This window comes from Nocardiopsis sp. NPDC006198 (genome assembly GCF_040613895.1).
Taxonomy (GTDB): Bacteria; Actinomycetota; Actinomycetes; order Streptosporangiales; family Streptosporangiaceae; genus Nocardiopsis; species Nocardiopsis tropica.
Genome location: NZ_JBEXSY010000003.1, coordinates 21299 through 42269, shown reverse-complemented (window position 1 = coordinate 42269; position 20971 = coordinate 21299). Strand labels below are relative to the sequence as shown.

Sequence of the window (20971 nt, the reverse complement as noted above, 5' to 3'; positions counted from 1 at the left end):
CGGCCCGGTCCCTCCGGGCGCTTGCAGTCCCTCCTGCCCGCCGGGCGCTCCCGGCGTCCGTCCGGCGCTCACGCGACCGCCTCGCGGGACCGGTCCGGGCCGGCCTTTCCCGTGGTCGGCGTCGCGGACGCGGACAGCGGGCGCACCAGCATGTTGGCCGTGAACCCGACCGCCATCACGGCCACCATGAGGTACAGGGAGGCGGTGTACAGGTCGGCGCCCGAACGGCCCGCCGCGAGCTGGCTGTCGGCGACCACGTTGACGATCAGCGGCCCCGCGATGCCCGCGCACGACCACGCGGTGAGGATGCGGCCGTGGACGGCCCCCACGTTGAACGAGCCGAACAGGTCCTTCAGGTAGGCCGGGATCGTCGAGAAGCCGCCCCCGTAGAAGGACAGGATGACACCGGTGACCGCCACGAAGAGCGCCACGGAACTCGTGCCGGCCACGGCGATGACCAGGTACAGCACGCAGCCGAGCCCCAGGTAGCCGATGTAGGTGCGCTTGCGCCCGAGGGCGTCGGACGTGGAGGACCAGATGAAGCGTCCCAGCATGTTGCACAGCGAGAGGACGCCGACGTACCCGGCGGCCTCGGCCGGGCCCACGCCGGTGAAGAAGTCCTGCACCATGGGTGCGGCCTGCTCGAGGATGCCGATCCCGGCGGTGACGTTGCAGAACAGCACGATCCACAGCAGCCAGAACTGCCGGGTGCGGAAGGCCGCCTCCACGCTGAGGCCGTCCTGGACCTGTTCGCGCGCGGGGGGCGCCTGGGCGGGAGCGCCGCCCTCGGGGGTCCACCCCGGCGGCGGCACCCGGACGGTCGCGGCGCCCAGCATCATGGCCGTGAAGTACACGGCGCCCAGGGTGAGGAACGTGGGAACGATCGCCTCGGAGGGCGTCGCGGCGTACCGGTCCAGGAGCGCTGAGGACAGCGGGGACGCGATGAGGGCGCCGCCGCCGAACCCCATGATGGCCAGGCCCGTGGCCATCCCCGGGCGGTCCGGGAACCACTTGATCAGCGTGGAGACGGGGGAGATGTACCCGATGCCGAGGCCGATCCCGCCGAGGAACCCGTAGCCGAGGTAGAGCAGCCAGAGCTGGCCGGTCGCCACGCCGAGCGAACCGACCAGGAAGCCGCCCGCCCAGCACACCCCGGAGACGAACATGGCCTTGCGCGGGCCGTTGCGCTCCACCCACTTGCCGCCGAACGCGGCGGACAGGCCGAGCATGACGATGGCGATGCTGAAGACGACCCCGATCGCGGTCAGCGAGGTGTCGAACCGTTCGACCAGGGGGGTCTTGAAGACGCTGAAGGCGTACACCTGGCCGATGGAGAGGTGGACGGCGAGTGCCGCTGGCGGGATGAGCCACCGGCTGTAGCCCGGGGGGGCCACGCTTCTCTCGCGGTCAAGGAACGACGGCATGGACCATCCTCTTCACTGATCGGGCACGCGCGGTATCCGGTTGCCGCGCGCGGGTCTTCCAGGTGCGGTCCCGTTCCGGACGGGGGCTCGTGCGGAGCGCCGTCGGGGGCGGGAGGGACCGCGGGGGCGCTACCGGTCCGGTCCTCCGCCGACGCGGTGCGGGGCGCCGGAGAGCGCGCGACCGGCCCCGGGGGCCGGGGTTCCCGCCGCGACGGCGGTCCCGGCGGCGGGGCCGGTCGGCGCGCGGTGGCCGGAGGGACCCCGCACGACGGCTCCCGCGTCCTGGGGAACGGAAACGGGAATGCGGTTTCCGCACGTCGGGCCGGGGGCGCCGAAAAAGAATTCGATTATGCGCGTCGCGGTGAGGGGCGCGGGCCCGGAAACAGGGCGCGCCTGCACCGTCAGGACGCCGTTGCGTCCTTCTGCCAGCGCCGTGGGGTGCCTGAGCTGGCTCGACAACATGCGGACACAGTACAGGTGCGTATGTCGCCGAACAAGGGCGGGCCCCCTGTTGCGGAGGGGGCCCGCCCCGGGTGACCTCGGGTGACCGAAGGCGCGGGGAGCCGTTCTCGCGCGCGAGAGGGGCCGGAGGTCCCGAAGGGATGGGGTGCGCCCTGTTGCAGGGCCCTGAGCTGCGGGTCCGTGGGGTTCCGGGCTCTTCTGAGGACCTTCGCACGAGGCCGCCGGTCGGACGCGCGTTCCGTCCGGCTCGGGCCGGGCGCGCGGGTCGTCACCGCCCGTGAGGCCGTCCTTCGCCAGGTCGGGGGTCCGCCGCACCGCCCCCCTCCGGCGAGGGGCCCGCCGCCCTTCCCGGGGCGGACCCTCCCCGGAGGGGAGGCGGGGAAAAGGAAAAGGCGCGCCGATTCCCTGCGTCCTTCCCGGAGGCGGATCGGTGGAATCCGGGTGGGTGCGCGTGCGGATTTCGGCGCGTTCCTGGAAGGGGTCGGGGGAAATGGCGAAAGGGGTGGGGAAAGGGGGAGGGTATTCTCCGCCGCCCGACGCACCCGTCCGCACCGGAGGGCCCGCGTCCTTCGCCCTCCGGACGGGACCGTCCCGGTCGCGCGCCCCCGGCCCGCCGGGCCGCCTGCGCGGCCGTGGCGGCGCGCCCCCGCGCCGACGTGCCGCGTGACCCATCCCACCGGACGCGCGACGGTCGCACACGGGGCGGCGGGGCGGCCGGTTGCCTAGGATCTTCCTACCGTCCAGACAGGGAAAGTGCGGTGGAAGCGATGACCGTCCCGGAACGCCCCCTCTCGAAGCTGGGATTCCTCACGATCGGCCTGTTCGACGAGGACGAACCCGCCGCGGGCCACGAGAACACGCTCCGGATGATCGAACTCGGGGAGAGTCTCGGCTTCGACAGCGCCTGGCTGCGCGACCGGCACCTCCAACACGGCATCTCCTCGCCCGTCGCGGTCCTGGCCGCGGCCACCCAGCGCACCTCCCGCATCGAGCTGGGCACGGCGGTGATCCCGCTCGGGCTGGAGAACCCGTTCCGGCTGGCGGAAGACCTCGCGACCGTCGACGTCCTCAGCGGCGGGCGGCTCAACCCGGGGGTCAGCGTGGGGCCTCCCACCCACTACGACCACATCAAGCAGCACCTCTACCCGGACAGCTGGGACGCGGAGGACTTCGGCCGCACGCGCCTGTCCCGGCTCCTGCACAACCTGCGCGGCGAACCGGTCAGCACGTTCTCCGGCAGGGAGGGCATCGAGACGTACTCGCGGCGCGTCCAGCCGCACTCGCCGGGGCTGGCCGGCCGCGTCTGGTACGGGGCGGCCGGACTGGCCTCCGCCGAGTGGGCGGGGGAGCAGGGGCTCAACCTGCTGACCAGCAGCGTGGTCCGGGCCGAGGAGGACGACGACTTCGCCCGCGTGCAGCGCTCCCACATCCTGCGGTTCCGCGAGCGCCACCCGCTCGGGGAGCGGGCGCGCGTCTCGCAGGGGCTCGTGGTGATCCCCACCGACAGCGCCACGCCCGCACAGCGCCGCAAGTACGAGGAGTACGCGCGGGGCCGTCTCGCGCGCACCACCGCGCCGCAGGGGCCCGGGCGCCTCCTCTTCGCCCCCGACCTCGTGGGGAGCTCGGAGCGGATCGCGCAGGCGCTGGCGGAGCACGCCGGGTTCCAGCAGGTGGACGAGGTCGTGTTCGCGCTGCCCTTCACGTTCGAGTACGAGGACTACGAGCAGATCCTCACCGACACCGCCACACGGCTGGGCCCCCTGCTCGGCTGGACGCCCGCGGGGCGGGGCGGGCAGGGGGCGTGAGGACCGGATCGGGCCGTGCGGAACCGGGCCACCCGGTCCGGGCCGTCCGGAACCGGGCCGCCTGGAGCCGGGTCACCCGGGCGGGAGCGGACCACCGTGCCGTGCGGCGGGGCCGGAGCTCCACGACCGGGCCGCCACCCCGGTGAACGGGACGAACAGGCGTCCGGGCCTCGTACAGTGAAGGATCCAGAGCGGACGGGGGAGGCCCGGCCGTCCGCGCCCGCACACACGCCCCGCCCCGGCGGGGACGAGACCCGGATCGGAAATCCTTGTACCTGGCTCGCATCAGTCTCAACCCCAAGCGCAGCACCCCCATGGACCAGTGGGCGTCCATGGGGCGGTCCGTACGGGAGGCCGTCGACCCCGACCCGGACTCCGACGCCCGGGTGCTGTGGGCGCGCGTGTCCCCGACCACGCTCGTGGTCAGCTCCGACACGGCCCCCGCCTGGGGGAAGATCCCCGGCGCGTACGCGGCGACGATGCAGCCGCCGCCCCGCCACACGGAGGGCGAGACCATCCGCTGGGAGCTGATCGCCGCGCCCACCGGGCAGCGCGGGGCCGACGCGGACGCCGACGAGCCGCGACCGCGGGGCAAGCGGGTCGCCCTGGAGGAGTCGGAGTTCCAGGAGTGGATCGAGGCCAAGACGGCGGGCGCGCTGAGGGTGACGTCCGCCAGGTGGAAGCGGCTGGGCGGCAGGCCCGCCCGATACCACTTCACGGGCCAGGCCGTCGTGGAGGACAGCGAGGCGCTCCAGGAGCTGTGCCTGGGAGGGATCGGCGCGGGACGCAGCACCGGCGCCGGCCTGCTCCTGACCAGCACCGCGCCGACCGTCTAGGGCGGGAGACCCCGGAGGGGCCGCGGTGCCGCGGTGTCGGCGCCGGCACCGCGGGCGCTCCGGGCAGGGGGACGCGCCCTCAGCGGGCGACGGACTCCAGGTACTCGTTGATGAGCTTGACGTCGAGGTGGTCCTTGCTCCGGCCCAGGAGCGTCTTCCACACCCGCACGTTGTCCAGGGCCGCGAAGCGGAGGCCGTCGATCACCTCGGCGCCGTCGATCAGCTCGTCGACCGTCCAGATGTCGGGGAACCACCCGTTGAGGATCTCGACCCGGTCGTCGAAGAGGAGGACCCGGCGGACCCCGTCGCCGAAGGGGGCGTCCTCGGGCTCGCCCAGGGTCAGCGCCCTCTCCCAGGCGGCCCCGCGGGCGACGACGTCGATGTCCCCGACCTCCCAGCGGAGGTCGTGGGCCAGGAGCGGGCCGCTGCCGGCGATGACGAAGTCGTGTTCGGGAAGTCCTAGCGACAGGACCTTCTTGACGAGGTCGTGTTCTCTGAGGTACACAGACACCCTCCTGAGTCGGGCGGCGTCGCACCCGTCTCACGACATTATAGTGAGGGCCGCGAATCCGACGAAGGCCGCGACCCCCAGGCTGCTCAGTGAGCCGATCATGAAGTACTCCGCGAAGCCCTTCTGGTGGGCCCGCAGATCGGGGAACCGGGCCAGCGCCTTGACGGCCACGACGAGGGCCGCGCCCTCGGGGCGGCCGGCGAGCACGAAGGCGTAGATCAGCGAGCGCTCCAGCCATCCGATGACCGCTCCCGCGCCCCTCAGCGACCTCATCTCCGCGCCCTCCTCCTCGTCGAGGGCCTTCGTGAACGGGCGCAGGAGGTGCGTGACGACCTCCCCGCCGATGAACGTCGCGAGGACGAACCCGGCGACGACGACGAAGAGGCGGTCGTCCCCGAACAGCCGGGCCGCGAGCGCGACGGAGCCGGACGCGTCGTGGACCAGGGCCCCGAGCAGGCAGGCGCCCACGAGAGCGCCCAGGGGCCACAGCACGAGCCCGGGCCGGTCGTTGAACAGGGTCGGCGACGTCTGGGCGTTCTCGTCGCCCCTGGCGAGGCGGGCGAGGGCGACCGCGATGGCGGGGCAGGCGAGCAGGAGGAGCGCCGGCCCCCAGCCGGGCAGGAGCGGCGCCAGCGCGTACAGCCCGAAGGCGAGGGCCACCAGCGCGGCCCGCCACCAGGTGCGGCGGGCCCACGGCAGGCTGTAGGACAGGAGCACGGAGATGCCCGCGCCGACGACGACGCGCAAGAGGTCCACCGGGTACGGCCCTTTCCACGGGGTGAGGGGACGGACCGGCCCCGCATGCGGCGCGGGGCGCCGCCGGGCGGGGGAGCGGCGGGGCGGGCGCCGAGCCCCGGGAGCGGCCGGGACGTCGTTCCCGCCCTCTCCGGCGCCCGCGCCCGGGGGAACGGAAGGTCCGGGATCCCGGGCAGTCTAGGGTGTGCGCGGGGGTTCGGCGAAGGGGGCCCGCCCATGGCCGGCCGCGGTTCCCCGGCGTCGGGTGAGGGCCCGGCCGCGGCCGCTCCCGGACCGCGTCCGCACCGGTCGGCGGGGCCCCGGTCCGCACCCGCACGGCCCCCGGACGGGGCGGCCCCCGTCCGCCGACACGGCGGGTCGGCAGGGCAAGGCAGAACGCCCATAAGGCTCTTTCTTTCATATGAGTATCAACCTCCCGTAGGACTCTTGCCTTCGTTCGGCAAATCATGAAGGTTCTCTTCTGAAAGCGACCTGCCCGTCGCGCACAGTTGTCCCGGGGCGGCGACCGGCCCCCCGCCCGCCCTCCGCCCGCGCGGACACAAGTCGGAAGGAGCCACGTTGGCGCCACCGCACCGGAACCGCACCGCGTCCCGGCCCTCACGGGCCGCGGTTCTGATCCCCCGAACGGCCCTCCTCTGCGGAGCCCTCGCCGCTGTGCTCACCACCTCCCTGGCCACCGCGCCGGCCGGCGCCGCCCCGCGCGGGGCCGGGACGGGCGCCCCGGACAGAGTGTGCGAGACCGACCCCCAGGCCCCGCCCAAGCGGCAGATGCGCGCCGAGTGGATCGCCGGGGTGCAGAACATCGACTGGCCCAGCGAGCAGGGGCTCACCCCCGAGGAGCAGCAGGCCGAGCTCGCCGCGCTCTACGACCGGGCGGTGGACGACGGCCTCAACGCCGTGTTCGTGCAGATCCGCCCCACCGCCGACGCGTTCTGGCCCTCCCCGTACGAGCCCTGGTCGGAGTGGCTGACCGGCGAGCAGGGCGGCGACCCCGGCTACGACCCCCTGGAGTTCGCCGTCGAGGAGGCCCACGCCCGCAACCTGGAGTTCCACGCCTGGTACAACCCCTACCGGGTCGCCATGCACGCCGATCCGGCGCGGCTGGTCGAGGACCACCCCGCCCGGCAGAACCCGGACTGGACCTTCGAGTACGGGGGCAGGCTCTACTACGACCCCGGCGTCCCCGAGGCCCGCGAGTTCGTGATCGAGGCGATGATGCACTCGGTCGAGAACTACGATCTGGACGGGGTCCACTTCGACGACTACTTCTACCCCTACCCGGTGGCGGGGCAGACGATTCCGGACGAGGACACCTTCGCCGAGCACGGCGGCGGGTTCGACGACGTGGCGGACTGGCGCCGCGACAACGTCGACCTGATGGTCCAGGGCATGAGCGAGGCGGTGCACGCCGCCAAACCCCACGTGAAGTTCGGCATCAGCCCCTTCGGGATCTGGCGCAACGCCTCCAGCGACCCGGACGGCTCCGACACCAACGGCTCCCAGTCCTACGACGGCCAGTACGCGGACAGCCGCAAGTGGGTCACCGAGGGGTGGCTCGACTACATCAACCCGCAGGTCTACTGGGAGATCGGCCTGCCGGTGGCCGACTACGCGGTGCTGGTCCCCTGGTGGGAGGAGGTCGCGGAGGGCACAGGCACCCACCTCTACATCGGCCAGGCCGCCTACAAGGCGGGCAACGCGGGAGCCTGGTCCGATCCGCGCGAACTCGCCCGGCACCTGGAGTTCAACCGCGACCGCCCCGGCGTGCACGGCGACGTCTACTTCAGCGCCACCTCGCTGGCCACCAACGCACGGGCGGGCATGGACGTCGTGGTGGACGAGCACTACGCCCACCCCGCACTGGTACCCGTCAAGGAGGACCTCGGAGGGGCCGCGCCGGCCGAGCCCGTGGTCACCCGCGCCGTGAGGGGGGACGGCGGCACCGAGCTGACCATCCGGCCGGGGCGCGGCCAGGACCCCGCCTACTACGCGGTCTACGCCTTCGACGGCCCGCCCGGAAAGGACGGGGCCGCGTGCGGCATCGAGGACCCGCGCTCCATGGTCGGCACGGTCCGCGCCGAGGGCCGGGAGACGGTCTTCACCGCGCCCGCCGCGGAGGGCGACCGCACCTACTACGTGACCGCACTGGACCGCCTGCACCACGAGAGCGGTGTGAGCAACCCGCGCTACGTGCGCTGACACCGACCACCCCCGGAAGAGCGGCGCCCGGGGGCCGTGCCCCGCGGTACGGCTCCCGGACGTTTCCCGGGCCCGTCCCTCCAGGCCCCTCCTGCGAGCCCGTCGCCGGACCCCGTCCCGCTGGCCCGTCGCCGGTCTCCGACCGGCCCGGCCGCGGCGGCTCCCGGCGTGCCCCGGACCCCGCCCCGGCTGCGGCCCCGCGCCCGGCCCCGCGCCCGGCCCCGCGGCCGGTGAGCCGGGGCCCGCGTGACACGCGGGCGGCGGGCCGGAGGCGTCCGTGACGCCCCGGCCACGGGGCGGCGAAGACCGCGCCAACTCACGGAACGGGGTCTGGCCTCCCACGCCCCCGTGGGGCACACTCACCGGAGCCGTCCGCCACCCCCGCGTAAGGATCCAGCCCAGGATGACCTCCCCCGCACACACCCGCGGCACGGGACCCGCCGTCCCCCGCGGCGCCCGCCGCCTCCCGCGCCCGCTCGCCCCGGTCCTCGCCCTGGCCGTGGGCGCCGCCCTGCTCCTCCCCGTCCCGGCGACCGCCGCCCCGGCGCCCGGACCCTCGGCCGTCGGCTCGCCCGCACGGTACGTGGACCCGTTCATCGGCACCTCCGGCGGCGGCAACACCTACCCCGGCGCGGTGCGGCCGTTCGGCATGGTCTCGTGGAGCCCCACCACGACCCGCGGCGACCAGACCGACACCGGGGCCGCCAACGGCTACGCCTACGACGCCACCCGGGTCCGGGGGTTCGCGCTCACGCACGTCAACGGCGCCGGGTGCCATCCCGGAGCGGCGGGGGACGTGCCGATCATGCCGGTCACCGTGCCCGTGGACACCTCGCCCAGCGCGGACAGCGCGGACGAGGTCTACGCGAGCGACTTCGACCACGCGGACGAGTCCGCCACCCCGGGCCGCTACACCGTCACCCTGGAGAACGGGGTGCGCACCGACCTGTCCGTCACCGACCGGGCGGGCGCGGGCGAGTTCGCCTTCCCCGACGGCGTCCCCGCGAACCTGCTCTTCCGCGCCTCCAACTCGCTCAACGGCAGCGAGGACGCCGAGATCAGCATCGACGAGGAGGCGCGCACGGTGTCCGGCTCCGTGCTGACGGGCGCCTTCTGCGGGCAGCGGGCCAACGGCGGGGAGAACAACCGAAGGTCGTACTACCGCCTGCACTTCACCGCGCACTTCGACACCCCGTTCACCGAGGTCGGCACCTGGGAGGACGGCGAACTCCGGGAGGGCGCAACGACCGCGTCGGGCGGGGAGGGCTACGACAGGGCCGCCCGCCGGGGCGCCGGTTCCGGCGGCTACGTCGGTTTCGAGGAGGGCGCGACCGTGGGCGTGCGCGTGGGGATCTCCTACGTGGACGCGCACGGGGCCGAGGAGAACCTGGCCGCCGAGATCCCGGAAGGGGAGGGCGCGGACGTGGACGCGGTCGCCGCGGAGGCGGAGGAGGCGTGGAACCGGCGCCTGCGCACCGTCCGCGTCGGCGGCGGGGCCGAGGACCGGCTCACCTCCTTCTACACCGCCCTCTACCACTCCCTGCTCCAGCCCAACCTGGTCAGCGACGTCGACGGGCGCTACCCCGGCATGGACGGCGAACCCCACCGCATCACCGGCGACCAGGGCGCCCAGTACACGAACTTCTCCGGCTGGGACCAGTACCGTGCGCAGATCCAGCTGCTGGCGCTCCTGGAACCGGAGGTGGCCGGCGACTTCGCCCAGTCCCTCCTGAACTTCTCCGAGCAGAACGGAGGGGTGTGGGACCGCTGGGTCCACATCAACGGGCCCACCCACGTGATGACGGGCGACCCCTCCGCCGCGACCCTGGCCACGTTCGCCGCCATGGGCGTGGACGGTTTCGATACCCGGGCCGCCTACGACTCGCTGCGTGCGCAGGCCACCGAGCCGCACCCCGACGGGCTGTCCGACGCCGGGTGCCCCGGCCAGTGCGAGGGCCAGCGGCCGCACCTGGAGCGCTACCTCGAACTCCACTACGCGCCCCAGGACGACTGCCACTGCTGGGGCGGGGCGGCCGAGACCCTGGAGGCCTCCGTCGCCGACCACTCCCTGGGCCAGTGGGCGGCCCGGCTCGGACGCGGCTCCGACGCCGCAGCCTTCGCCGAGCGCGGCGGGTACTGGCGCAACGTGTTCAACCCCGACGCGACCCCCGGCGCCGGGTACGTCCAGGCGCGCGACGCCGACGGCTCGTGGGTGACCCCGTTCGACCCCGCCCGGGACACCGGCTTCGCCCAGGGCACGAGCGCCACCTACACCTGGATGGTGCCGCACGACGTCGGCGGCCTGGCCGAGGCGATGGGCGGGCGCGGGGCCGCCGCCGCACGCCTGGACGGGTTCTTCCGCACCCCCGGCGGCGAGTGGTCGGTGGGCGGCGGCGACCCCCTCCGCTACGACCCCACGAACGAGCCCGGCATCCACGCCCCCTGGCTGTACAACGCGCTCGGCCAACCGTGGAAGACCCAGGAGACGGTGCGCGAGATCGCCGCCTCCCAGTACGGGACGGGGCCGAGCGGGCTCCCGGGCAACGACGACCTCGGGACCATGTCCGCCTGGTACGTCTTCGCGAGCCTGGGGCTCTTCCCGCAGGCGCCCGGACGCGGCGAACTGCTGCTGTCCAGCCCCGTGTTCCCGTACGCGCGGATCGCTCCGCAGGGGCGCCCGCCGATCACCGTGGTCGCCCGCAACGCCGGTCCGGACGCTGTCTACATCGACTCGGTGCGCCTGGACGGCGAGCCGTACGGCCGCTCGTGGCTCCCGGAGGACTTCACCACCGGGGGAGGGACCCTCACCCACGTCCTGGGCGCACAGCCGAACACCGGATGGGCCACCGGCGCGGAGGACCTGCCGGTCGACCGCTGACACGGGCCCGCGCCCGCTCCGCGAGGACCGGGCGCGGGGGCCTCGACCCCGGGCGGGAGTCGAGGCCCCGCCCCCACCCGGCGTCAGGCCTGCACGGTGAGGCCCGCGCGGCTCGGAACCGGCGGCCCTGGCGACCTCACGGCGGGGGCGGGGCCGCGAGGCCCGCCTCGTGGGCGAGCAGGCCGGCCTGCGTGCGGTTCTCGCAGTCGAGCTTGGCGAGCATGCGCGACACGTAGCTCTTCACGGTCGACTCGGACAGGAACAGGCGGGCGGCGATCGAGGCGTTGGACATGCCCTCGCCCAGACAGCCCAGGAGTTCGCGCTCCCGTACGCTCAGACCCCGCACGCGTGCGCGCGCGTCCTCCGCGCGGACGCGGTCGCCGGCCGAGGCGCCCAGCAGGCGGCGGGCCGCGACGGGCGACATCACCGTGTGCCCGTCGGCGGCCACCCGCACGAGGTTGACCAGGTCCTCCGCGGGCGTGGTCTTGACCAGGAACCCGATCGCGCCGGCGCTGAGCGCGCGCACCACGTGCGCGTCGTCGTCGAACGTGGTGAGCGCCACGACGACCGGCGGGTCCGCCAGCGCGTTGACGCGCCTGATGGCGGCGATGCCGTCGACCCCCGGCATGCGCAGGTCCATCAGCACGACCCGGGGCCGCAGGCGGACCACGGCCTCGACCGCCTCCGCACCGTCCCCGGCCTGGCCCACCACCTCGATGTCGTCCGCCGAGCCGAGGATCGTGCGCAGGTGCGCGCACACCATCGGTTCGTCGTCGACCACGACCACCCGGATCACGGTGCCTCCCCCGTCCTGTTCCCGTCCGGCAGCACCGCACCGATCCTGAACCCCCCGCCGCCGTCCGGTCCCGCCGCGAACGTCCCGCCGAGCAGGTCCACGCGCTGGCGCAGCCCCTCCAGTCCCGAACCCGCCCCGCCCCCGGCGAGCAGGGGGTCGGGCGAGGTCACGGGGGCGGAGTTCACCACCTCGACCACGACGGCGTCCGGGCGGTAGCGCAGGTCCACCCCGACCCCGGAGCCCGGAGCGTGCTTGCGGGCGTTGGTCAGCCCCTCCTGCACGATGCGGTACACTGCGCGGGCGGTGTGCGGGGCCGCCCCGGCGGGGGCCCCGGTGACCGTCAGCTCCACCCGCTGCCCGGCCGCGCGCGCCTCCTCCGCCAGTACGGCCGGGTCCGGCCCGGGCTCCGCGGGACCGGCGGGGAACGCGTCCGGGTGCTCCGCGTCCGCGGCCCGGTCCTCCCGCAGCACCCCCATGATCCCGCGCAGCTCCTCGATCGCGCGGCTCCCCGCCGCGCGGATGCCGTCGGCCGCCTCGCGGACCCCCGGGTCCGAGGTCGCCACGGCCAGCGCGCCGGCCTGCAGCACCATCAGGCTGACCTGGTGCGAGACCACGTCGTGCATCTCCGCCGCCAGGCGCCTCCGCTCGTCGGCCCGGGCCCGGTCGGTGAGCAGCGCCCGCTCCCGCTCCTCCTGGAGGACCCGCTCCCGGCGCGCCTCCCCCAGCCTCGCCCAGAGGCTGAGGGAGGCGCCGCCGAGGACGGGCGCCGCCGCGTTGAGCACCGTGACCAGGACGGGGCCGCCCGCGGGCAGGGCCACGGCGGTGGCGACCGCGACGTAGCCGGCCAGCGCCGCCCCGCCCAGGGCGAAATGGCGGGGCGCCCACCCCTCGCGCACCAGGACCGCGCCGCACCAGGCGACCGCGAGGAGCGGCCACACGAGGCCGCCCTCGTGGGAGAGGTCGCGCCACACCGAGTCGGGGGCGACCAGCAGGACGCACGCGGCGACCGTGACCAGGACGGACGTGAGCGGCTCCGGTCGCGCCACGGGCGCCGCCAGCGACGCGGCGACCATGACCGCGACGCCGAGGGCCACCGTGCCCGGGGCGGCGCCGGGCATGATCGCCTGGCAGAACAGTCCGTTGGCCACGGCGACCACGGAGAGGACGACGGCCGCCGCCCTGCGCATGCCCGCGTCGCGCCGCGCCGGCGCCGACGGCGGCCCCCCGGCCCCTGTCACCGGGGCCGTGTCCGCCCCGTCCGTATCGACCATGCCCCCACGGTAGGCCCGCGCAGGGCCGGCCGGGGCGGGCCGGGGACGGAAGACAACTTTCGTCGATAGGGAAGACCACCTTGTGCGCTCGCGGGTCCACCGCCCCGGACGGTTGCCTGGAGCGAGCCGGTCCACGAGGGACCGGGACAGCAACTCGCATCGGAGGCGGCGTGATCGAGGTCGAGGAACTGACCAAGGAGTACAGGGGGCGCAAGGCGGTGGACGCACTCTCGTTCACGGTCCCGGCAGGGCAGGTCACGGGCTTCCTCGGGCCCAACGGCGCGGGCAAGTCGACCACGATGCGGCTCGCGCTGGGCCTTGAGCGCCCCACGGAGGGGCGCGCGCTGGTGAACGGCCGCCGCTACCGCGATCTGACGGAGCCCATGCGCGAGGTCGGGTCCCTGCTCGACACCGAGGCCGTTCCTCCCGGCATGACGGGCGCCGCCCACCTGGGGTGGCTGGCCCGCGCCGGCGGCCTGCCGGCCCGCAGGACCGGCGAGGTCCTGGAGGCGGTCGGCCTGGCCGACGCCGCCCGGCACAGGATCGCGAGCTACTCGCTGGGCATGCGCCAGCGCCTGGGCATCGCCGGGGCGCTGCTCGGAGACCCGGGCACGCTCGTCCTCGACGAGCCCGTCAACGGTCTGGACCCCGAGGGGGTGCGGTGGATCCGCACCCTGCTGCGGGACCTGGCCGCGGAGGGGCGCACCGTCCTCGTCTCCAGCCACCTGATGAGCGAGATGGCCGACACCGCCGACCGGGTCGTGGTGATCGGCGCGGGACGGCTCATCGCCGAGGAGAGGACGGACGAGCTCATCCGGCGCGGGGCCACGGGGAGGGTGGGCGTCTCGACCCCGCACCGGGACCTGCTCGCGGCCGTCCTGGACGAGGCGGGCCTGGCGGTCGAGCGCGACGCCTCCGGCGGGGGGCTGACCGTGCTCGGCGCGGACGCGGCCCGGGTGGGCGAGATCGCCGCCCGCCACGGCGTCACCCTGCACGCCCTGGTCCAGCAGCGCGCCAGCCTGGAGGACGTCTTCATGGAACTCACCGGCGACACCGCCGTGCACCGCTTCGCCCCGGTCGGCCCCCGATGACCCCGGGCCCCGGCACGCCCGGCCGTCGCGCCCCGCGGCGGCTCCGCGGGGCGGCCGGACACCACAGCCCCACACCCACGAGGAGAACACCATGACCACGGCGACAGGGCCGACCGCTCCCGCGACCGACCGACGGCCCCCCGGGTTCGCCGCGGCGCTCCGATCGGAGTGGTACAAGTTCTGGGCCCTGCCCTCCAACCGGACGATCCTGGTCGTGGCCGTCGTACTGACGCTCGGCATCACCCTGCTGATGGCGGTGTTCGGCGACACCGCCGCCATGGCCCGGGAGCAGGAGGACGGCCGGTACAGCGTGATCTTCTTCGGCAGCACGCTCGGCGTGTGGGTCCTCGCCGCGCTGGCCGCCAACGTCGTCGCCTCCGAGCACCGCAACGGGACGGTCGCCCTCACCCTGGCCGCGACCCCCCGCCGCGGGCGCACCCTCGCCGCGAAGCTGGCCATCGTCGCGGCGCTCGCGCTCGGATGCGGGCTCGTGGTCTCCCTGGCCAACTTCGCCCTCACCCAGGCGGCCCTGGCGGCGGCGGGGGAGGCCACCGTCCGGTTCTCGGACCCGGGCATGCTCCGCGCCGTGCTCCTCTACATCCCGGTGTCCGCGTTCTCCCAGTCCCTGCTGGCCGCGTGCGCGGCCGTCGTGCTGCGCAGCGCCCCGGGGGCCTTCGGCCTCGTGGTCCTCCTCAGCACGCTGCCCGTCGTGGGAGCCCGCTTCTTCGGTCCCTGGTGGAGTGAGAACGTTCCCCGGCACATGGTCGGCGCCGCGTCCGAGAGCGTGGCGGGCATGGCCGTCCCGGGCACGGAGGGCTTCCTGCCCACCCTGTCCGCGCTGCTCGTCATCGCCGTGTGGACCGCGGTGTCCGTGGCGGTGGCGGCGGCGGTCTTCTCCCGCCGGGACGCCTGAGCCGGTACGCCGACGGCCGAGGGGCCCGCCGCGCAGGCGCGGCGCCCGGCCCTCCGAGCGCCGCGCACACCCGGAGGGACCCACCGTCGGCGGACCGGCGCCGCGGCCCCGCCGGGCGGGCACGGGACCGGCGCCCAGCCCCGACCGGCGTCAGGCCTCCACGGTGAAGCCCGCGCGGAGCAGGTCCTCCTCCCGCGACGACGGGCCCACGAGGAGCTCGAACCCGCCCGGCTCGACCACGCGCGCGCCCGAGGCGTCCACGATCGTGCAGTCGGCCACCGGCACCTCGATCTCGACGACACGGGACTCGCCCGGCTCCAGACGCACCTGCCGGTACGCCTTGAGCTCCTTCTCCGCCCACGTCACCGACGCGACCGTGTCGCAGACGTAGGCCTGGACGGTCTCCAGCGCGGGCCTGGCGCCCGTGTTGGCCACCGTGACCCGGGCGCGGACGGTGTCCCCGGGCCCGACACCGGGGCGGGGGATCCGCAGGTCCGCGTATTCGACGGTCGTGTAGGAGAGCCCCTGGCCGAACGCGAACGCGGGGCGCTGCGTGAGGTCCGCGTACCGGTCGCCGTGCTGGCCGCGCACCTGGTTGTAGAACGTCGGCTGCTGGCCGGCGTGCCGCGCGAAGGAGATCGGCAGGCGGCCCGAGGGCTCCACCAGCCCGAGCAGCAGCTCCGCGACGGCGCGCCCGCCCAGCATGCCCGGGTTGGCCGCGTACACGAGCGCGGCGGCGTCCAGCGCGGAGTCCGGCAGCACCAGCGGCTTGGAGGCGACCACCACGACGACCATCGGGGTCCCGGTCGCGGCGAGGGCGTCCAGGAGCGCGACCTGCCCGCCCACGAGTTCGAGGGTCGCGGTCGACCTGCCCTCGCCCACGAGCTCGATCCGGTCGCCGACCACGGCGACGACGACGTCGGCGTCCTCGGCCGCCGCCACCGCCTCCCCGATCATCCGCCCGTCGGGTTCGGCGGGGACCACGACGCGGGGGCGCGGCTGGCCGTCGGGGAAGAACTCCCCCTCCGGGTCCGGGGCGAGGCGGAGGATGTCCGCGCCGCGGGCGTGCCGCACCTTCCACCCCTGCGGGAAGTGGTCGCGCACGCCGTCCAGGACGGTCCGGACCATCCCGCGCGGGTGGCCGTCCGGAAGCCAGTCCACCTGGCCCGACGCGCCGGCCCAGTCGCCGAGCTGGGTGTGGGGGTCGTCGGCGTTGGGCCCCACCACGGCGACGGTGCGCGCCGGGGCGTCCGCGGCGGCTTCGGCCCGCCCGGAGGCGTCGGCGCGGAACCCCCCGTCCAGGGGCAGGGTGCCGTCGTTGGCCAGCAGGACCAGGGAGCGGCGGGCGACCTCCAGGTTCAGGTCGGTGTGCTCCCGTGCGCCGATGACCGCGGCCTGGCGCTCCGGACTGGGGTGGCGCGGGTCCTCGAACAGCCCGAGCTCGAACTTGAGCGTGAGGATGCGGCCGACGGCGGCGTCGATCTCCGCCTCGGCCAGCATGCCCCGCGCGACCGCCTCCTGGGCGCCCTCGAAGAACTGCGGCGTGGTCATCACCATGTCGTTGCCCGCGCGGACCGCGGCCGCCGCGGCCTGGGCGTGGTCGGCGTACACGCGCTGCTCCCACACCATGCGGCCCACGTTGTCCCAGTCGGTCACGAGCGTGCCGGTGTACCCCCACTCGCCGCGCAGGACCTCGTCGAGCAGCCAGTCGTTGACCGTGATCGGCACGCCGTCCATGGACTGGTAGCCGAGCATGAAGGTGCGGCAGCCCTCGCGGGCGACCCTCTCGAACGGGGGCAGGAACCACGAGCGCAGCTTGCGCCGCGAGATGTCCGCCTCGCTGGCGTCGCGTCCGCCCTGCGTCTCGGAGTAGCCGGCGAAGTGCTTGGCGCACGCCAGGATCGCCGTCGGGTCGTCCAGCCCCTCGCCCTGGTAGCCCCTGACCATCGCCGAGGCCATCTCGCCGAGGAGGAAGGGGTCCTCGCCGAAGGTCTCGCCGACGCGTCCCCAGCGCAGGTCGCGGGCGATGCACAGCACCGGGGAGAACGTCCAGTGGACACCGGTCGCGGCGACCTCGACGGCCGTGGTGCGGGCGACCCTCTCGACGAGCCCGGCGTCCCAGGTCGCCGCCATGCCGAGCTGGGTCGGGAAGATCGTGGCCCCCTCCCAGAAGGAGTGCCCGTGGATGCAGTCCTCGGCGACGAGGAGGGGGATGCGCAGCCGCGTCCGCCCGGTCAGGGCCGCCGCCTCCAGGACCCGCTCGGGGGAGGTGTGCAGGATCGAGCCCGCGTGCATGTCCTCGATGAGCGGGCGGACCCCGTCCTTGGCGTCGAGCTGCAGCATCTGGCCGACCTTCTCGGGCAGCGTCATGCGCCCCAGGAGGTCGGCGACCCGCTCGGCGTGGCCCAGCGCGGGGTCGAGGTAGGGAAGGGGTGCGTTCAACGGGGTTCTCTCCTGCGGCGTCGGCTGGGCGCGGTCTGGTCGCGGGTGCGGGTCGGCGTGGCGGGAGGCTGTCACGGACAGCCATGGGAACGCTCCCATGGGCACGGCTCGTGGGATTCCCCCGCGAACACGGGGCCCCTCCGACACCCTCGTGACGGGGACGCGCCCCGCCCCGCGGTGAGGAGCGGTCCGCGTACGGTCGTACGCTACGGCAGCCACCGCCACCCGCGTCAAACCGGGGGCCGCAACGTACCGGGTACCACGGGCGGGCGGACGCGCGGCCCCGCACCGGCCCGCCCGCGCACCCGGTCCCCGCCGACGCACCGGCGGGGGCGTCGTACGGCCCCGAGGCGGGCCTGTCCGCGCCGCCACCCCCGGCTTACCTCCGCACCTGTGATCGCTCACCTCTCCGCCACTGCCTCGGCCGCCGGGGGCCCGCGTAGTGTTCAGCTGGTCGCCCGGAGCCACCGGGAAACCCCGCAGGAGGGAACGAACCGATGAGGAAAGTCGCCTACCGCATCGCCGCCAGGCTGGGCATCGTCGACAGCGAGCGCCTGACCCGTCCCTACATCTACTACTAGGCCGCCGCCTCCCCGGACCCGCGCCCCGGTCCGCCCGGCCCCCGACACACCCGCGGACCCCCCCCAAGAGCGGGTCCCGGAGCCTCCGGGACGCCGCGGGCACCGACCTCGGACCGCGGTCCGGCGGACACGGCCCCGGCGTCCCGACCCCCGCCGCTCCCAGGGCCCGTGCCGATCCTCCGGGGCACGGGCCCGCCGCCTTCCCAGGACGGTCCCGATGACGGTCACCCACACAGCCCCTCCGGGACCCGGGGGAGGGCGCGGCACGGCCAACGCCGCCGACTACGCCCTGGACCCGCTCGGCTTCCTCACCGGGGCGGTGCGCGAGTTCGGCGACGTCGTCTCCCTCACCTCCTCCAACGTGCTCCTGGCCCACCCCGAGGACATCGGCCGCGTCCTGGTCGACCGGGGCGAGAACGTCGTCAAGATCAGCGAAGGCACCCGGCGGGGGCCCACCGGCTTCCCCCGCGCCATGATGAACAGCGAGGGGGCGGACTGGGAGCGCAAGCGCGCCCGGCTCCGTCCCGCCTTCCGCAGCGAACGCCTCGCACACCTGGAGGAGGCCGCGCGGGAGGGCGTCGCCCGCACGGTCGGATCGTGGACGGACGGGCAGACCGTCGACGTGCACCACGAGATGTCCCGGCTGGCCATGCTGGTGGGCGCCACCCACATCGCGGGCCGCGAACCCGGGGAGCACGGCGAGGCCCTGGCCGCCGCCGTGGCCGCCATCATGCGGCTCACGTCGTCCCCGCGCCTGCCCGCCTGGCTGCCGACCCGCGTCAACCGCGACCTGCGGAGGTCCCTGCGCGACCTGGACGACGCGCTCGCGGTGATGATCCGCGAACACCGCGACGACGGCGCCGGGACGGCCCTGGACGCCCTCCTCGCCGACGACCCGCCCTTCGAGGAGGTCCGCGACGAGCTGGCCACCCTGCTGATGTCGGGCTACGAGACCACCGCGGACGCGCTGACCTGGCTCCTCCACCTCCTGGGGGCGCACCCGGAGGCGAACGCCCGGATGGGCGAGGAGGGGTTCGCCCGGGCCGCCGCCAAGGAGGCCGTGCGCCTCTACCCGCCGGCGTGGGTCATCAGCCGGGAGACCGTGCGGCCGTTCGAGGCGGGCGGCCACACCCTTCCCGCCGGGACCGTCCTCGGGCTCAGCCCGTGGGTGACCCACAGGGACGAACGGTGGTTCCCCCGGGCCGGCGAGTTCCGACCCGAGCGCTGGCTCGCGGGCGGGCCCTCCCACCGCTACGCCTACTTCCCCTTCGGGGCGGGGCCGCGCGGCTGCATCGGGGCGTCGATGGCCCTGCGCGAGGTGGAGGTGATCGCCGGGGAGCTGTGCGCCCGCGTGCGCCTGGAACCCGTCGCGCCGGAGGCGGTGCGGCCGCGCCCGGCCCTGGCGCTCCAGCCCCGAGGGGTGCGCGCGGTGGTCCGGAAGCCGCGGCGCGGCTGACCGCCCCGGCTCCCCCTGCGCCGTCGGGCCCCGGGGCCCCGGGCCCCGCCCCGAGCTCCGCGCCCACCGGGTGCGGCCGGTCCGGGCTCCCGCTCCGCCGGGGAGCGTCCTCGCGGGCCTCCGGACGGACGGCCGTCCGGGCGGCCCCACAGGGGACGGTGTGCGACGTTCGGCCCGGTGGCGCCCGGACGGCCGTCGTCGACCACGCGGCGGGCCGGTGCCGGGCGTTGGCGGTGTGGGGCGTCGAGGGCCTTCCGATGGTCGGGGTGGATGGCGCGATCCACACCGGTACCGAGGCCCTCGTCGCCTGTGTCGGCCGGGGCGGGTGTCACCAACCTCCGGTACACCTAGCGGCGGGCGCAGACCAGGAAGAACGGGATGGCGACGAACAGCCGCCCCGTCCCGGCGCGCTCGCGCTGCTCGTCCGCCCACGCGGCCGCCTGATCCGCGGGGACCGCTCCCGCCGCCACGGCCGCCGAGGCCAGGCCGGTGAGCATGGGCAGGACACCGGCGTCGGTGAACAGGAGCACGCTGCCCTCCACCTCCACGTCCCCGAAGCCCGCCTCCAGCAGCAGGGCGCGCTGGCGCCGGGGCGCGCGGGGGTCGGGCATGCCGTCGGCGTACGAGGAGACGATCGCGCGCGTCAGCACCGGGTCGGCCGAGTCCACGGCGTACGCCTCCCAGTCCTGGCCGAGCAGCACGACGCGGCCCCCGGGGGCCAGGACCCTCCGGGCCTCGGCCAGGGCGCGCGCGGGATCACCGAGGGAGTGGTAGACCTTCTCCGCCCTGTACCCCTGGACGCGGCCGTCGGGCAGGGGGAGCGCGTAGGCGTCGCCGCGCAGGAACCCCGGTCCGGGGTGGCGCCCGCGGGCGGCGCCGAGCATGCGCGGGTCGAGGTCCACACCGACCACGCGCGGCCCCTCGGCGGCGATCTCCGCCGCCGCGCGTCCCGTCCCGCAGCCCACGTCCACGACCGTGTCCCCCGGCCCCGCGCGGAGGAGTTCCCGCGCGCGCGAGCGCAGCCGCACCGCCCCGGGCGTCAGGTCGAACCGGTCCAGCCTGGCCAGGAGCCGGTCGGTGTCCGACCGTTCGGAGGTCCGCATGGAAGGGATTGTGCGACCCCGCCGACCGGACGGCAAGACCCCCGCGCCCCTCCCGCGCGACCCCGGCCGCGCCCGCGGCGTCGCGGCGCCGGTCGTGCGCTCCGCGCGCCGGGACACGGGGCGTCCGCGCACAGCTGCGCCCCGCTCGCCGGTGGCGGGCGGGGCGCAGCGGACCAGGGGTCATTCGGAGGGTTCGGGAAGCTCCGGGCATTCGATGGTCGGGTTGACCCCCACGTAGTTCAGGGGGCCGACGAAGACCGTGCCCACGGTGTGCCCGAGGTTCGAGCACGAGGCCTCGTCCGCGCCGAACAGGCCGCGCTGGAACGCGGCGATCAGGCCGATGAGAAGCCACAGGACGACCAGCGTCGAAAGAACGATCTTCACGCGCACTCTCTGCCTCCAAGGGGGGTGAGCTGACGAGGCGGCGTTGCTTCGCCAGGGACCTAC

General features: G+C 75.2%; 16 protein-coding genes. 8 read left to right on the top strand and 8 right to left on the bottom strand.

Annotated features, from left to right (window positions below; genetic code table 11):
- Nucleotides 1-68 precede the first annotated feature (68 nt).
- Complete coding sequence (locus ABZ234_RS03115) at nt 69-1424, bottom strand: OFA family MFS transporter (protein WP_344183733.1); 1356 nt, start codon at nt 1422-1424, stop codon at nt 69-71.
- Nucleotides 1425-2653: 1229 nt separating this feature from the next.
- Between ABZ234_RS03115 and ABZ234_RS03110 the strand changes: the two genes are divergently transcribed.
- Nucleotides 2654-3691 carry an LLM class flavin-dependent oxidoreductase gene (locus ABZ234_RS03110; protein WP_352982782.1) on the top strand — a complete coding sequence of 346 codons (1038 nt, stop codon included), beginning with the start codon at nt 2654-2656 and terminating at the stop codon, nt 3689-3691.
- Between the two features lie 269 nt (nt 3692-3960).
- Nucleotides 3961-4527: a type I-E CRISPR-associated protein Cas6/Cse3/CasE gene (locus ABZ234_RS03105; RefSeq protein WP_267949815.1), complete on the top strand. Its 567-nt coding sequence runs from the start codon at nt 3961-3963 to the stop codon at nt 4525-4527.
- Between the two features lie 79 nt (nt 4528-4606).
- On the opposite strand, the gene ABZ234_RS03100 is transcribed toward ABZ234_RS03105, so the two are convergent.
- Both ABZ234_RS03100 and ABZ234_RS03095 read right to left on the bottom strand, forming a co-directional pair.
- Nucleotides 4607-5032 (bottom strand): hypothetical protein, encoded by a 426-nt coding sequence (locus ABZ234_RS03100; protein WP_355010780.1) that lies wholly within the window; start codon nt 5030-5032, stop codon nt 4607-4609.
- A 36-nt stretch (nt 5033-5068) separates the two neighbouring features.
- On the bottom strand, nt 5069-5794 hold the full coding sequence (locus tag ABZ234_RS03095) for a hypothetical protein (protein ID WP_267949817.1): 726 nt from the start codon (nt 5792-5794) through the stop codon (nt 5069-5071).
- Nucleotides 5795-6352: 558 nt separating this feature from the next.
- Here ABZ234_RS03095 and ABZ234_RS03090 point away from each other — a divergent pair.
- Both ABZ234_RS03090 and ABZ234_RS03085 read left to right on the top strand, forming a co-directional pair.
- Nucleotides 6353-7993: a family 10 glycosylhydrolase gene (locus ABZ234_RS03090; protein ID WP_355010779.1), complete on the top strand. Its 1641-nt coding sequence runs from the start codon at nt 6353-6355 to the stop codon at nt 7991-7993.
- Between the two features lie 403 nt (nt 7994-8396).
- Nucleotides 8397-10871, top strand: coding sequence for a GH92 family glycosyl hydrolase (locus ABZ234_RS03085; protein ID WP_355010778.1), 2475 nt, complete (start codon nt 8397-8399; stop codon nt 10869-10871).
- 136 nt (nt 10872-11007) lie between these two features.
- Here ABZ234_RS03085 and ABZ234_RS03080 read toward each other — a convergent pair whose 3' ends face one another.
- Both ABZ234_RS03080 and ABZ234_RS03075 read right to left on the bottom strand, forming a co-directional pair.
- Nucleotides 11008-11667 (bottom strand): response regulator transcription factor, encoded by a 660-nt coding sequence (locus ABZ234_RS03080; protein ID WP_344180627.1) that lies wholly within the window; start codon nt 11665-11667, stop codon nt 11008-11010.
- Nucleotides 11664-12938 carry a histidine kinase gene (locus ABZ234_RS03075; RefSeq protein ID WP_355010777.1) on the bottom strand — a complete coding sequence of 425 codons (1275 nt, stop codon included), beginning with the start codon at nt 12936-12938 and terminating at the stop codon, nt 11664-11666. Before ABZ234_RS03075 ends, ABZ234_RS03080 begins: the two co-directional genes overlap by 4 nt.
- Nucleotides 12939-13108: 170 nt before the next feature.
- Between ABZ234_RS03075 and ABZ234_RS03070 the strand changes: the two genes are divergently transcribed.
- Entirely contained in the window at nt 13109-14029 is a 921-nt protein-coding gene (locus tag ABZ234_RS03070) for an ATP-binding cassette domain-containing protein (protein ID WP_355010776.1), read from the top strand.
- A gap of 91 nt (nt 14030-14120) precedes the next feature.
- Nucleotides 14121-14942 (top strand): hypothetical protein, encoded by an 822-nt coding sequence (locus ABZ234_RS03065; protein ID WP_355010775.1) that lies wholly within the window; start codon nt 14121-14123, stop codon nt 14940-14942.
- A gap of 150 nt (nt 14943-15092) precedes the next feature.
- Here ABZ234_RS03065 and ABZ234_RS03060 read toward each other — a convergent pair whose 3' ends face one another.
- A complete protein-coding gene (locus ABZ234_RS03060; protein ID WP_355010774.1) occupies nt 15093-17384 on the bottom strand; it encodes a glycoside hydrolase family 3 N-terminal domain-containing protein in 2292 nt (763 codons plus the stop codon).
- Between the two features lie 497 nt (nt 17385-17881).
- Between ABZ234_RS03060 and ABZ234_RS03055 the strand changes: the two genes are divergently transcribed.
- Both ABZ234_RS03055 and ABZ234_RS03050 read left to right on the top strand, forming a co-directional pair.
- The gene (locus tag ABZ234_RS03055) at nt 17882-17965 is read left to right on the top strand and encodes a cittilin family RiPP precursor (protein WP_352982781.1); all 84 of its coding nucleotides are present in this window, start codon (nt 17882-17884) and stop codon (nt 17963-17965) included.
- A gap of 217 nt (nt 17966-18182) precedes the next feature.
- Entirely contained in the window at nt 18183-19421 is a 1239-nt protein-coding gene (locus ABZ234_RS03050) for a cytochrome P450 (RefSeq protein ID WP_355010773.1), read from the top strand.
- Nucleotides 19422-19768: 347 nt separating this feature from the next.
- Here the strand turns inward: ABZ234_RS03050 and ABZ234_RS03045 are convergent, their stop codons facing one another.
- On the bottom strand, nt 19769-20524 hold the full coding sequence (locus ABZ234_RS03045; RefSeq protein ID WP_355010772.1) for a methyltransferase domain-containing protein: 756 nt from the start codon (nt 20522-20524) through the stop codon (nt 19769-19771).
- A 180-nt stretch (nt 20525-20704) separates the two neighbouring features.
- Nucleotides 20705-20914 (bottom strand): hypothetical protein, encoded by a 210-nt coding sequence (locus ABZ234_RS03040; protein ID WP_267949824.1) that lies wholly within the window; start codon nt 20912-20914, stop codon nt 20705-20707.
- Nucleotides 20915-20971 lie beyond the last annotated feature (57 nt).

Coding starts and splice junctions, on each gene's coding strand:
- ABZ234_RS03045 (WP_355010772.1), bottom strand. CDS start 20,524: ATGCGGACCTCCGAACGGTCGGACACCGACCGGCTCCTGGCCAGGCTG.
- ABZ234_RS03085 (WP_355010778.1), top strand. CDS start 8,397: ATGACCTCCCCCGCACACACCCGCGGCACGGGACCCGCCGTCCCCCGC.
- ABZ234_RS03050 (WP_355010773.1), top strand. CDS start 18,183: ATGACGGTCACCCACACAGCCCCTCCGGGACCCGGGGGAGGGCGCGGC.
- ABZ234_RS03115 (WP_344183733.1), bottom strand. CDS start 1,424: ATGCCGTCGTTCCTTGACCGCGAGAGAAGCGTGGCCCCCCCGGGCTAC.
- ABZ234_RS03065 (WP_355010775.1), top strand. CDS start 14,121: ATGACCACGGCGACAGGGCCGACCGCTCCCGCGACCGACCGACGGCCC.
- ABZ234_RS03055 (WP_352982781.1), top strand. CDS start 17,882: ATGAGGAAAGTCGCCTACCGCATCGCCGCCAGGCTGGGCATCGTCGAC.
- ABZ234_RS03075 (WP_355010777.1), bottom strand. CDS start 12,938: ATGGTCGATACGGACGGGGCGGACACGGCCCCGGTGACAGGGGCCGGG.
- ABZ234_RS03110 (WP_352982782.1), top strand. CDS start 2,654: ATGACCGTCCCGGAACGCCCCCTCTCGAAGCTGGGATTCCTCACGATC.